Below are 12,231 nucleotides of genomic sequence, written 5' to 3'. Positions count from 1 at the left end.
CGATCACTGGTCAGCTCCCTTCGCGATCGTCACCCGGCTGCCGGGTGAGGCCAGGTCGGCCAGCACGCCGTTGCCGAAGGAGTTGCTCGGCACCCACACGACGCCGTCGGGCAGGTCGGCCGCCTCGGCCGGCAGCGTCACCGAGCCGCGGTCGCCGGTGAGGGTGACCACCGGGCCGTGGGCGTCGTACGTCGCCGGGCTGAGCCGGACCACGGCCTGCCGGGCCGTCGCGTGGTAGGCCTTGTCGCCGTCCTGCATCGAGCCGTTGTCGACCAGCAGCTTCCAGGTCGAGAGCGCGAGGCCGTCGCCGGTCGAGGACGGCGCGCTGGCGCCGGTCGCGGATCCGCCGTGGGCCGCGCGCTCCCCGTCCCAGGGCCCCATCTCCTCCATCTGCGCCCGCGCCTCGGGCACGGTGCGGAAGCCGAGCGGGCGGTCGAGCTCCTCGGCGATGCCGGCGAGGACGCGCAGGTCGGGCAGCGAGGTCGGGCTGACGAAGACCGCGTCGAACGGACGCGGCCGGCCCTCCCAGGTCACGAACATGCCGGGCTTGTCGGTGACCGGCGCGACCGGGAAGACCACGTCGGCGGCCTGGGTCACGTCGGTCTCGCGGATCTCGAGCGCCACCACGAAGGCGGCCTTGTCGAGCGCGGCCCGGAAGGCGGCCGGGTCGGCCGTGTCGTCGGGATCGACGCCGCCGACCACGAGGCCGCCGAGGGCGCCGGAACCGAGGGCGGCGACGATCGCGTCGCCGTCGCGGCCCGGTGCGTCGGGGAGGTGGTCGACGCCCCACGCGGCGGCCGCGTCGACCCGCGCCTGCGCGTCGGCGACCGGACGTCCGCCCGGCAGCAGGTTGGGCAGGCAGCCCGTCTCGACCGCGCCGCGGTCGCCGGCGCGGCGCGGCACCCAGGCGAGCTTGGCGCCGGTGCGGGCGGCGAGCTGGGCGGCCGCGGTCAGCGCCCCCGGCACGGTGGCCAGGCGCTCGCCGACGAGGATCACCGCGGTGCTGTCGATGCCGTGCTCGGCGTGCTCGGTGAGCCCGCCGAGGACGATGCCCTCCTCGCCCGGGGTGGTCACCTCGAGGTGGCCGCCGAGCTTGCGCAGGCCGCGGGTGGCGTACGGCGCGAGCGCGACGACGCGGGTGCCGCCCTGGACCGCCTTGCGCAGCCGAAGGAAGATCGTGCCGGCCTCGTCCTCGGGCTCGAGCCCGGCGAGGACGACGGTGCGGGCGGTCTCGAGGTCGGCGTACGTCACCGGCATGCGGAGGACGACCTCGCTGGCGAGGAAGGAGGCCTCCTCGGCGGAGTGCGGGCGGGCCCGGAAGTCGATGTCGTTGGTGCCGAGCGCGACCCGGGCGAACTTGCTGTAGGCGTAGGCGTCCTCGGCCGTGACGCGGCCACCGGTGAGCACGCCGGTCGCGCCCGCCGAGGCGAGGCCGCGGGCCGCGACCGCGAAGGCCTCGGGCCAGGACGCCGGCCGGAGGCTGCCGTCCTCGTCGCGCACCTGCGGGTAGGTCAGCCGGTCGGGCTGGCTGGCGTAGTGGAACGCGAAGCGGTCCTTGTCGGTGATCCACTCCTCGTTGACCTCGGGGTCGTTGCCGGACAGGCGGCGCATCACCTTGCCGCGCCGGTGGTCGACCCGGATCGCCGCGCCGCAGGCGTCGTGCTCGGCGACGCTGGGCGCCGAGACGAGGTCGAAGGGGCGGGAGCGGAAGCGGTACTCGGCGCTGGTGAGCGCGCCGACCGGGCAGATCTGGATGATGTTGCCCGAGAAGTAGGAGAGGAACGGCGCGTCCTCGGCGATGCCGATCTGCTGCTGCGCGCCGCGCTCGATCAGCGCGATGAACGGGTCACCGGGGATCTCCGCGGCGAAGCGGGTGCAGCGCTGGCAGACGATACAGCGCTCCCGGTCGAGCAGGATCTGCGGCGAGATGCTGATCGGCTTGGGGAAGGTGCGCTTGACGCCGCCGCTCGCCGCGAAGCGCGACTCGCCGCGGCCGTTGGACATCGCCTGGTTCTGCAGCGGGCACTCGCCGCCCTTGTCGCAGACCGGGCAGTCGAGCGGGTGGTTGATCAGCAGGAACTCCATGATCCCCTGCTGCGCCTTGTCGGCGACCTCGCTGGTGGCCTGGGTGTTGACGACCATGCCCTCGGCGACCGGCAGGGTGCAGGAGGCCTGCGGCTTGGGGAAGCCGCGACCGTTGCCGGCGTCGGGGATGTCGACCAGGCACTGCCGGCAGGCGCCGACCGGCGCGAGCAGCGGGTGGTCGCAGAAGCGCGGGACCTGGACGCCGACCTGCTCGGCGGCGCGGATCACCAGCGTGTCCTTGGGGACGCTGACCTGGATGCCGTCGATCGTCAGCGTGACGAGGTCGGTCTGCTCCGGGGCGGTCGTCACACCGTCACCTCCTCTGCTGCCCATGCGGTGGACCGGGCCGGGTCGAAGGGACACCCGCCCTCGGTGAGGTGCGCGACGTACTCGTCGCGGAAGTACTTGATCGAGCTGGCGATCGGGCTCACCGCGCCGTCGGCGAGCGCGCAGAACGAGCGGCCGAGGATGTTGTCGCACTGGTCGAGCAGGAGGTCGAGGTCGGCCTCGCTCCCCTGGCCCTTCTCCAGCGCGGAGAGCACCTGCACGAGCCACCAGGTGCCCTCGCGGCACGGCGTGCACTTGCCGCAGGACTCGTGCTTGTAGAACTCGGTCCAGCGCAGCGTCGCCCGGACCACGCAGACGGTGTCGTCGAAGATCTGCAGCGCGCGGGTGCCGAGCATCGAGCCGGCGGCGCCGACACCCTCGAAGTCGAGCGGGACGTCGAGGTGCTCGGTCGTCAGCAGCGGGGTGCTGGAGCCGCCGGGGGTCCAGAACTTGAGCTCGTGGCCCTCGCGGACGCCGCCCGCGAGGTCGATCAGCTCGCGGAGCGTGATGCCGAGCGGGGCTTCGTACTGGCCGGGCCTCTGGACGTGTCCCGAGAGGGAGAAGATGCCGTAGCCCTTGGACTTCTCGGTGCCCATCGAGGCGAACCACTGGTGGCCGTGCTCGATGATGCTCGGCACCGACGAGATCGACTCGACGTTGTTGATCACCGTCGGGCTCGCGTAGAGGCCGGCGACGGCCGGGAAGGGCGGGCGCAGCCGCGGCTGGCCGCGACGACCCTCGAGGCCCTCGAGCAGGGCGGTCTCCTCACCGCAGATGTAGGCACCCGCGCCGGCGTGGACCACGACGTCGAGGTCGAAGCCCGAGCCGTGGATGTTCTTGCCGAGGTGGCCGGCGGCGTACGCCTCCTCGACCGCCCGCTGGACGCGCCGGATGACGTGGAGGACCTCGCCGCGGATGTAGATGAAGGCCTGGTGGGCCCGGATGGCGTAGCTGCTGATGATGACGCCCTCGACCAGCGTGTGCGGGCTGGCCATCATCAGCGGGATGTCCTTGCAGGTGCCCGGCTCGGACTCGTCGGCGTTGACGACGAGGTACTTCGGCTTCGGGTTGTCCTGCGGGATGAAGCCCCACTTCATGCCGGTCGGGAAGCCGGCGCCGCCGCGACCGCGCAGGCCGGACTCCTTGACCGCCTCGATGACGGCGTCCGGCTCCATCGCGAAGGCCTTGTCGAGCGCGGCGTAGCCGCCGCGGTCGGTGTACGCCGCGATCGTCCAGGCCCGGTCGTCGCCCCAGTTGTCGGTGAGGACCGGCGTGAGCACGTCAGTCATCGCTGCGCTCCTCCTGCTTGGTCTCGGTCTCGGCGCGGCTCGTGTCGGCCTGCTCGACGGCCTCTTCCTTCGTCTCAGCGGTCTTGCCGCTGCCGGCACCGGCGTCGGACGACGGAGCCGTCCAGCCGCGCTCGCGGGCGATGCCGAGGCCGACCAGCGAGGCCGGGCCGGCGGCCGGTCCCTCGTCGGCGAGGCCGTCGGGGAAGCCGGCGAGCACCCGCTCGGCCTCGCGCCAGGTGACGATGCGCGGGCCGCGGGTGGAGTGGACCTCGGCGCCGGAGCGGAGGTCGTCGACGACCTGGACCGCGGACTCCGGGGTCTGGTTGTCCATGAACTCCCAGTTGACCATCATCACCGGCGCGTAGTCGCAGGCCGCGTTGCACTCGACGTGCTCGAGGGTCACCTTGCCGTCCTCGGTGGTCTCGTCGTTGCCGACGTCGAGGTGGTCCTTGAGCCGCTGGAAGATCGCGTCGCCACCCATCACCGCGCAGAGCGTGTTGGTGCAGACGCCGACGTGGTAGTCGCCGACCGGACGCCGCTTGTACATCGTGAAGAAGGTCGCGACGCCGCTGACGTCGGCGGCGGTGATCCCGAGGATGTCGGCGCAGGCCTCGATCCCCTCGGCGGTGACCCGGCCCTCGATCGACTGCACGAGGTGCAGCATCGGCAGCAGGCCGGAGCGCGCCTGGGGGTAGCGGGCCGCGATCTCGCGCAGCTCGCCGAGGTGCTCCTGAGTCAGCGTCATCGGTCGACACCTCCCATGACCGGGTCGATGGAGGCGATCGCGACGATCACGTCGGCGACCATGCCGCCCTCGGACATCACGCTCGTCGCCTGCAGGTTGGTGAACGACGGGTCGCGGAAGTGCGCCCGGAAGGGGCGGGTGCCGCCGTCGGAGACGACGTGTGCCCCGAGCTCGCCGCGCGGCGACTCGACGGGCACGTACACCTGGCCGGGCGGGACCCGGAAGCCCTCGGTCACCAGCTTGAAGTGGTGGATCAGGGCCTCCATCGACTCACCCATGATGTGCCGGATGTGGTCGAGGCTGTTGCCCATGCCGTCGCTGCCGATCGCGAGCTGGCTCGGCCACGCGACCTTCTTGTCGGCGACCATGACGGGGGCACCGTCGAGCTTGGCCAGCCGGTCCGCGGCCTGCTCGACGATCTTGAGCGACTCCCACATCTCGTTGAGGCGGACGCGGAAGCGGCCGTAGGCGTCGCTGGTGTCCCAGGTCTGCACCTCGAAGTCGTAGGTCTCGTAGCCGCAGTAGGGCTGGGTCTTGCGCAGGTCCCACGGGTAGCCCGTGCTGCGCAGCACCGGACCGGTCATGCCCAGCGCGAGGCAGCCCTCGAGGTCGAGGTGGCCGACGCCCTCGAGCCGGCCCTTGAAGATCGGGTTGGCGTTGCAGAGGTCGGCGTACTCGGGGAGGCGCTTGCGCATCAGCGCGATGAAGCTGCGGATCTCGTCGAGCGCGCCGTGCGGGAGGTCCTGGGCGACGCCGCCGGGGCGGATGAACGCGTGGTTCATGCGCAGGCCGGTGATCAGCTCGAAGAGGTCGAGGACCAGCTCGCGCTCGCGGAAGCCGATCGTCATGACCGTCAGCGCGCCGATCTCCATGCCACCGGTCGCGATGCAGACGAGGTGGGAGGAGATGCGGTTGAGCTCCATGAGCAGGACCCGCATGACCTGGGCCTTCTCCGGCACGTCGTCCTCGATGCCGAGGAGTCGCTCGACGCCGAGCACGTAGGTCATCTCGTTGAAGAACGGCGAGAGGTAGTCCATCCGGGTGCAGAACGTGACGCCCTGCGTCCAGGAGCGGAACTCCATGTTCTTCTCGATGCCGGTGTGGAGGTAGCCGATGCCGCACCGCGCCTCGGTGACGGTCTCGCCCTCGAGCTCGAGGATCAGCCGGAGCACGCCGTGGGTCGACGGGTGCTGCGGGCCCATGTTGACCACGACCCGCTCGGCCATCTCCTCGTCGGAGAGACCCTGCGCGATGGAGTCCCAGTCCTGACCGGTGACGGTGAAGACCTTGCCGTCGGTGGTGTCGGCGCCGCTGGCGTAGTAGTCGGTGCTCATCAGTTGTACGACCTCCGCTGGTCGGGAGGCGGCACCGAGCCGCCCTTGTACTCCACGGGGATGCCGCCCAGCGGGTAGTCCTTGCGCTGGGGGTGGCCCGGCCAGTCGTCGGGCATGAGGATGCGGGTGAGTGCGGGATGGCCGTCGAAGACGATGCCGAACATGTCGAAGGTCTCCCGCTCGTGCCAGTCGGCGGTCGGGTAGAGCGGGACCAGCGACGGAACGTGCGGGTCGGCGTCGGGAGCAGTCACCTCGACCCGGATCCGGCGGTTGTAGGTCATCGAGAGCAGGTGGTAGACCGCGTGCAGCTCGGCGCCGTGGTCGTCGGGGTAGTGCACGCCGCTGACGCCGCTGAGGAGCTCGAACTTGAGCTCGTCGCGCAGCAGCTTGGCGACGGTCGGCAGGTCCTCGCGGCGCACGTGGAAGGTGATCTCGCCGCGGTCGATGACCACGCGCGGGGTGGCGACCTCGAGCGCGTCGGCGACCTCGTCGTACCAACCGCCGTAGGGGCGCTGCGCGTCGCCGGGATAGACGGTCGGACGGACCAGGCCGCCGTACCCGCTGGTGTCGCCGGTGCCGTGGACGCCGAACATGCCGTGCCGGACACCGACCTCGTGGACCTCGCCGGTGGGCGCCGGGACGTTCTCCGGCATCTGGTCCGTGGCGTCGTTGTCCGTCATGCGGGGTCCCCTCGGAATCGTTCGGCGGAGGAGCGAAGCGGGGGAGACGAAGGATTCCGTGGGGTGCTCATCGCAGCAGGCCCTTCATCTCGGAGGTGGGCAGCGCGCGGAGGGCGGCGGTCTCCTGCTCCTCGATCTCGCGGGTGCGGTTGCTGCCGAGCTTGGTGTGCTGCACCTGGTCGTGGAGCTTGAGGATCGCGTCGATGAGCATCTCCGGGCGCGGCGGGCAGCCCGGGAGGTACATGTCGACGGGGACGACGTGGTCGACACCCTGGACGATCGCGTAGTTGTTGAACATGCCGCCGCTGCTGGCGCAGACACCCATCGCGAGCACCCACTTGGGGTCGGGCATCTGGTCGTAGATCTGGCGCAGGACCGGCGCCATCTTCTGGCTCACGCGGCCGGCCACGATCATCAGGTCGGCCTGCCGCGGGCTGGCGCGGAAGACCTCCATGCCGAACCGGGCCAGGTCGTACTTCGGGCCGCCGCTGGTCATCATCTCGATCGCGCAGCACGCCAGACCGAAGGTCGCGGGCCAGAACGACGCCTTGCGCATGTAGCCGGCGACGCCCTCGACGGTCGTCAGCAGGACGCCGCTGGGGAGCTTCTCCTCGATACCCATCAGTGAAGGCCTACCTTTCGTGCCGGTTGAGCGTCGAGAGGCGCGTGCAGTGCCAAGGCGGAGGAGGGAAGGCGGCCTTCAGCGGAGCGCAGCGGAGCGGCCGTCGACCGACGACAACGAAGGCAATGTGCGTGCATCTCGGCGCTCAATCCCAGTCGAGGCCGCCACGGCGCCACACGTAGGCGTAGGCGACGAAGACGGTGACGATGAACAGGACCATCTCGACCAGCCCGAAGAGCTTGAGCGCGTCGAAGTTCACGGCCCAGGGGTAGAGGAAGATGATCTCGATGTCGAAGACGATGAAGAGCATCGCGGTGATGAAGTACTTCACCGGGAAGCGGCCGCCGCCGAGCGGCTGCGGCGTCGGCTCGATGCCGCACTCGTAGGAGTCGAGCTTGGCCCGGTTGTAGCGCTTCGGGCCGACCGCGACGCTCATGATCACCGAGAATCCCGCGAAGCCCGCCGCGATCGCGGCCAGCCACAAGACCGGTGTGTAGAGCTCCATGCCTCGCCTCACTTCCCAGTGCTGCTTCGTGCTGCTGCTCAGTGCCGCTGCGCGCACCGCGAACCGCGAATGTGACTTTGTGAACCAGATCACGAAGTGGCGCGGAACACAGTTAACCACTCCGGATTGGCCCCTGCACGCCGGGTGGACCTTCGCGGGTGAATTGGGGTCGAAGGTCCCCGATCCCACGCCTGACCTGGGCATTTAGTGCACGAGAACGTGTCCTAATTCGACCGGCGGGAGGGCCGGGCGGGGAAGGGCTGCTGGCAGCCGTCACCCGCGAGCGAGTCAGCGGGTGGCGCGGTGCAGGGCGACGATGCCGCCCGAGAGGTCGCGCCAGGCGGGCGCCTGCCAGCCGGCCTCGGCGAGCAGGGCAGCAAGGCCGCGCTGGTCGGGCCAGGCGCGGATCGACTCGGCGAGGTAGACGTAGGCGTCCGGGGAGGACGAGATCGCACGGGCGATCGGCGGCAGGGCCCTCATGAGGTACTCGAGGTAGAGCGTGCGGAACGGCGCCCACGTCGGGTGGCTGAACTCGCAGACCACGATCCGGCCGCCGGGGCGGGTGACCCGACGCAGCTCGCGCAGGCCCGCGAGCGGGTCGACGATGTTGCGCAGCCCGAAGGAGATCGTCACGGCGTCGAAGGTCTCGTCGGCGAACGGCAGCTGGGTGCCGTCGCCCGCGGTGAACGGCAGGTGCGGCTTCGCCTGCTTGCCGACCTGCAGCATGCCGAGGGAGAAGTCGCACGGGACGACCCGCGCGCCGCGGTCGGCGAAGGGCTGGCTCGACGTACCGGTGCCCGCGGCGAGGTCGAGCACCCGCTCCCCCGGCTGCGGGTCGACGGCCGCGATCACGGCCTTGCGCCACTGGCGGTCCTGGCCGAGCGAGAGCACGTCGTTGGTGACGTCGTAGCGGCGCGCCACGGCGTCGAACATGCGACGTACGTCGGACGGCTGCTTGTCGAGCTCTGCGCGGACCACCCGCAGAGACTACTGGCGGTCACAGGTTGGTCACGGTGCCGGGGCACGCCGGACGACGTGCAACCGGACGGCCCGTTCGAGCGTCACCCTCGTGTCCGACTCACCACCTTCCCCTGGGGAGCTCACCATGCGTCTCGTCCGTCGCCTCCTCCTGCTCGCGGTCGTCGCCGCCGTGCTGTCCACCGGCGCCTTCGCGGCCGGGGTCGCGGTCAGCGACGACGACGGCAGCCCGTCCGCGTCCGGCACCGGCCGGCCGGCTCCCACCGAGTCCGCCGGCCCCACCGAGGAGCCCCCGCACCGCGCGTCGCGCCCGGTCCGGCCCCACGACCCGGTCGTCGACCCCGGAGCCCGGTTGCTCGGCAGCGGCGACCGCGGCGCCGACGTCCGCGACCTCCAGGCGCGGCTCAAGCAGATCGCCTGGTACGCCGGCGACGTCAGCGGCTCCTACGACCCCCGCACGGTCGAAGCCGTGCGCGGCTTCCAGGGCAAGCGCGGGATCCCGGTGACCGGGTACGTCGACCAGCGCACCCTCGACCGGCTCGCCGCGATGACCACCGAGCCGACGCAGGGCGAGCTCACCAACAGCGTCAACGTCAACCGGCCCGGCGCGCTCGACCCGCGGTGCACCACCGGCCGGGTGCTGTGCGTGGACAAGACGTCGAGCACCCTGCGCTTCGTGGTCGACGGAGAGGTGCAGCAGACCCTCGACGTCCGCTTCGGCGCCTCCACCACGCCGACCCGTGAGGGCGTCTTCCACGTCTACGTCAAGGACGCCGACCACGTGTCGCACCTCTACGGCTCGTCGATGCCGTACGCGATGTTCTTCGACCGTGGCCAGGCCGTGCACTACTCCTCGGACTTCGCGACGGTGGGGTACGCCGGCGCGTCGCACGGCTGCGTCAACGTCCGGGACTACGACGGCGTCGCGGCCCTCTACGACCGCGTCCACGTCGGGGACACGGTCGTCGTCTACTGGTCGTAGACGGCTACTCCTGGTCCTGCTTGACCAGCTCGTCGAGGAGGGCGTCGCCGGTGTCGACGATGTCGTCGGCCTTCATCCCCGAGGCCTCGATCTGGACGGTGAGGCCGTCCCGGCTGATCTGGCACTGGATCGTGCTCGGGTCGCCCACGTCGGTGCCGTCGGTCTGCGACTGCCCGTAGGTGAGGATGCAGGCGCCGTCGCCGACGGCCTCCATGGTGGTGCCGCCCTGGCCCTGCGAGGTGGTCGGGTCGACCATCGTCTCCGGGGCGAAGGCACCGCCGTCGGCGCGGAACACCTGCACGAAGACCGGCGTGGTGCCGTCGGCGACGTAGGTCCGCGTAGCGGCCGGGTGGCCGAGGGCGTCGGGCAGCACGTCGTTGCCGTAGTCGGTGGCCGCCTTCTGCTGCTTGGCGATGTCCTCGGCCTGGTCGGCGTAGTCGCTGTCCTTGAACGCCGCCGGGTCGTCGGCCGCGGGGTAGCCGCCCGGCAGCTCGTCGGGCAGGGTCACCGGAGCCGGCTCGGCGTCGGCCGTGTCGCCGACCGCCTTGGGCAGCCCGATCGCGAACGCCGCCACCAGCCCGAGGAGGACGATGCCGAGGGCGATCCCGACCCAGCTCGACGTACGGCTGGCGGACTGGCCGGAAGTGGGGGTGCTCACGTCCGCCGACGGTACCGGGCCGGGCGACGCCGTTCACGCTCGGGTCCGTGAGTAGTCTCGGCTCGTGCCGCTCACCGTCCGCACCGTCCGCCTCGACCTCGATGCGGCCACGCGCCTCCTCGACCTGGTCCCGGCGGACCGGCCCGTGACGTGGCTGCGCCGCGGCGACGGGCTGGTCGGCTGGGGCTGCGCGGCGGAGGTGCGCACCGGCGGCGTGACCCGCTTCGCGGACGCCGACAAGTGGTGGCGCGAGACCACCGCCAACGCGGTCGTCCACGACGAGGTCAACGAGCCGGGCACCGGCCCGGTCGCCTTCGGCACGTTCGGCTTCGCCGACGACCCGGGCGAGTCGGTCCTGGTGCTCCCCCGCGTGGTGGTCGGCCGGCGCGGCGACGTGGCCTGGCTGACGACCGTCGGCGACGTACCCACGCCCTCGCTCGAGCCGGCCGAGATCCCGGACCCGCCGTCCGGCGTGAGCTTCGCCGACGGCGCCCTCAACGGCGAGCAGTGGATGTCGGTCGTGGCCGACGCGGTCGCGCGGATCAGCCGCGGCGACCTGGAGAAGGTCGTGCTGGCGCGCGACCTGGTCGCCACCGCCGACGAGACGATCGACGTGCGCTGGCCGCTGGGTCGGCTGGCCGAGGGCTACCCGATGTGCTGGACCTTCCACGTCGACGGCATGTTCGGCGCGACGCCGGAGATGCTCGTCCGCCGCGAGCGCGGGCTGGTCACCTCGCGGGTGCTGGCCGGCACGATCCGGAGGACCGGCGACGACGAGCGCGACCTCGCCCTCGCCGCCACCCTCGCCCGGTCGTCGAAGGACCTCGAGGAGCACGAGTACGCCGTCCGCTCCGTCGCCGACGCGCTGGAGCCGCACTGCTCGTCGATGAACGTGCCCGAGGCGCCGTTCGTCCTGCACCTGCCCAACGTCATGCACCTCGCGACCGACGTCGCCGGCGTGGTCCACGACGCCGCGACGGTGTCCTCGCTGCAGCTGGCCGAGGCGCTGCACCCGTCGGCCGCCGTCGGCGGCACCCCGACCCCGGTCGCCGTCGACCTGATCTCCGAGATCGAGGGCATGGATCGCGGCCGCTACGCCGGTCCGGTCGGCTGGATGGACGCCAGCGGCGACGGCGAGTGGGGCATCGCGCTGCGCTCCGCCTGGCTCTCCGGCTCGACCGTCCGCCTCTACGCCGGCTGCGGCATCGTCGCCGACTCCGACCCCGAGGCGGAGCTGGCCGAGGCGCAGGCGAAGTTCGTCCCCGTGCGGGACGCGCTCACCGCGGGCTGACCGCCGCCGGCGGGGATCCCCGGTCGACCGGGTATCCCGTCGCTTGTCGGGGGTTGCAACGGCTGTCAACCACCAGGAGTGCCCTACAAGTCCTCGCCGTCCCCGCGGCGGAGGTACTCCTGGCCGGCGGCCGGGAGGAACGAGTTCATCTGCATCTCGAGGATGCCGTGGGCGGCCTCGGTGTAGATCCGGTCGTGGATCGCCAGGTTGCGCGGGGCCTTGACGGCGCGGGCGAACTCGATCGCCTCCATCGCCTTCAGCCACGGCGCCGACGACGGCACGAGGAGTACGTCGACCGCCTCGCCCGGCTCGGTGAGCGAGTCGCCGGGGTGGTAGATCTTCGCGTCGCCAGCGGTCACGACGTACCCGCTGTTGTGCAGGCGCGGGAACTCCGGGTGGATGACGGCGTGCAGCTCGCCGACCGCGCGGACCGGGAGGCCGCCGACCTCGAAGCTCTCCCCCGGCGCCACCACCGTGATCCGCTCGGCGACCTCCGGAGCGTCCGCGCGGATCTTGGCCGCGACGTCCTCGATCGTGAAGATCGCGGCGTCGGTCGCGCGCAGGTGGTCGGGCACGTAGTGGTCGGGGTGCTCGTGGGTGATCAGCACGGCGTCGGCGCCGTCGGCCGCCTCGGCGTCGGTGAACATCCCGGGGTCCAGCACGAGCGTCGTGCCGTCGTGCTCGATCCGGACGCAGGCGTGGCCGAACTTGGTAATCCGCATGCCCTCGACACTA

Annotated in this window: 12 protein-coding genes; 2 read left to right on the top strand and 10 right to left on the bottom strand. The window is 71.6% G+C overall.

Translation table 11 applies throughout. The annotated features are described in order from the left end of the window. Positions 1–3: 3 nt before the first annotated feature. The 8 genes from K8U61_RS19870 to K8U61_RS19835 form a co-directional block, all read right to left on the bottom strand. Complete coding sequence (locus K8U61_RS19870) at positions 4–2,418, bottom strand: NADH-quinone oxidoreductase subunit G (protein WP_372454324.1); 2,415 nt, start codon at positions 2,416–2,418, stop codon at positions 4–6. After that, positions 2,391–3,701 (bottom strand): NADH-quinone oxidoreductase subunit NuoF, encoded by a 1,311-nt coding sequence (nuoF, locus tag K8U61_RS19865; RefSeq protein ID WP_224124801.1) that lies wholly within the window; start codon positions 3,699–3,701, stop codon positions 2,391–2,393. Before nuoF ends, K8U61_RS19870 begins: the two co-directional genes overlap by 28 nt. Then, on the bottom strand, positions 3,694–4,446 hold the full coding sequence (gene nuoE, locus K8U61_RS19860) for an NADH-quinone oxidoreductase subunit NuoE (protein ID WP_224124800.1): 753 nt from the start codon (positions 4,444–4,446) through the stop codon (positions 3,694–3,696). Before nuoE ends, nuoF begins: the two co-directional genes overlap by 8 nt. Then, the gene (locus tag K8U61_RS19855) at positions 4,443–5,780 is read right to left on the bottom strand and encodes an NADH-quinone oxidoreductase subunit D (RefSeq protein ID WP_224124799.1); all 1,338 of its coding nucleotides are present in this window, start codon (positions 5,778–5,780) and stop codon (positions 4,443–4,445) included. Before K8U61_RS19855 ends, nuoE begins: the two co-directional genes overlap by 4 nt. Next, positions 5,780–6,460 (bottom strand): NADH-quinone oxidoreductase subunit C, encoded by a 681-nt coding sequence (locus tag K8U61_RS19850; protein WP_372454322.1) that lies wholly within the window; start codon positions 6,458–6,460, stop codon positions 5,780–5,782. The genes K8U61_RS19855 and K8U61_RS19850 overlap by 1 nt, the downstream gene beginning before the upstream one ends. Positions 6,461–6,527: 67 nt before the next feature. Then, entirely contained in the window at positions 6,528–7,082 is a 555-nt protein-coding gene (locus K8U61_RS19845; protein WP_224124798.1) for a NuoB/complex I 20 kDa subunit family protein, read from the bottom strand. 145 nt (positions 7,083–7,227) lie between these two features. Next, entirely contained in the window at positions 7,228–7,587 is a 360-nt protein-coding gene (locus tag K8U61_RS19840) for an NADH-quinone oxidoreductase subunit A (RefSeq protein ID WP_224124797.1), read from the bottom strand. 288 nt (positions 7,588–7,875) lie between these two features. Then, entirely contained in the window at positions 7,876–8,565 is a 690-nt protein-coding gene (locus tag K8U61_RS19835) for a demethylmenaquinone methyltransferase (RefSeq protein WP_224124796.1), read from the bottom strand. Positions 8,566–8,692: 127 nt separating this feature from the next. Here K8U61_RS19835 and K8U61_RS19830 point away from each other — a divergent pair, with 127 nt between their 5' ends. Then, positions 8,693–9,547 carry a L,D-transpeptidase family protein gene (locus K8U61_RS19830; RefSeq protein ID WP_224124795.1) on the top strand — a complete coding sequence of 285 codons (855 nt, stop codon included), beginning with the start codon at positions 8,693–8,695 and terminating at the stop codon, positions 9,545–9,547. 4 nt (positions 9,548–9,551) lie between these two features. Here the strand turns inward: K8U61_RS19830 and K8U61_RS19825 are convergent, their stop codons facing one another. Continuing rightward, on the bottom strand, positions 9,552–10,205 hold the full coding sequence (locus K8U61_RS19825) for a hypothetical protein (RefSeq protein ID WP_224124794.1): 654 nt from the start codon (positions 10,203–10,205) through the stop codon (positions 9,552–9,554). A 64-nt stretch (positions 10,206–10,269) separates the two neighbouring features. Between K8U61_RS19825 and K8U61_RS19820 the strand changes: the two genes are divergently transcribed. After that, positions 10,270–11,496 carry an isochorismate synthase gene (locus K8U61_RS19820; protein ID WP_224124793.1) on the top strand — a complete coding sequence of 409 codons (1,227 nt, stop codon included), beginning with the start codon at positions 10,270–10,272 and terminating at the stop codon, positions 11,494–11,496. Positions 11,497–11,579: 83 nt separating this feature from the next. Here K8U61_RS19820 and K8U61_RS19815 read toward each other — a convergent pair whose 3' ends face one another. After that, complete coding sequence (locus tag K8U61_RS19815) at positions 11,580–12,218, bottom strand: MBL fold metallo-hydrolase (RefSeq protein WP_224124792.1); 639 nt, start codon at positions 12,216–12,218, stop codon at positions 11,580–11,582. Positions 12,219–12,231: the final 13 nt, after the last annotated feature.

The sequence above is a fragment of the Nocardioides mangrovi genome, assembly GCF_020073815.1.
In the GTDB taxonomy this organism is placed as follows: Bacteria; Actinomycetota; Actinomycetes; order Propionibacteriales; family Nocardioidaceae; genus Nocardioides; species Nocardioides mangrovi.
Note: the sequence above shows the minus strand (reverse complement) of the source record. Positions and strands in the feature narration are given on the sequence as shown.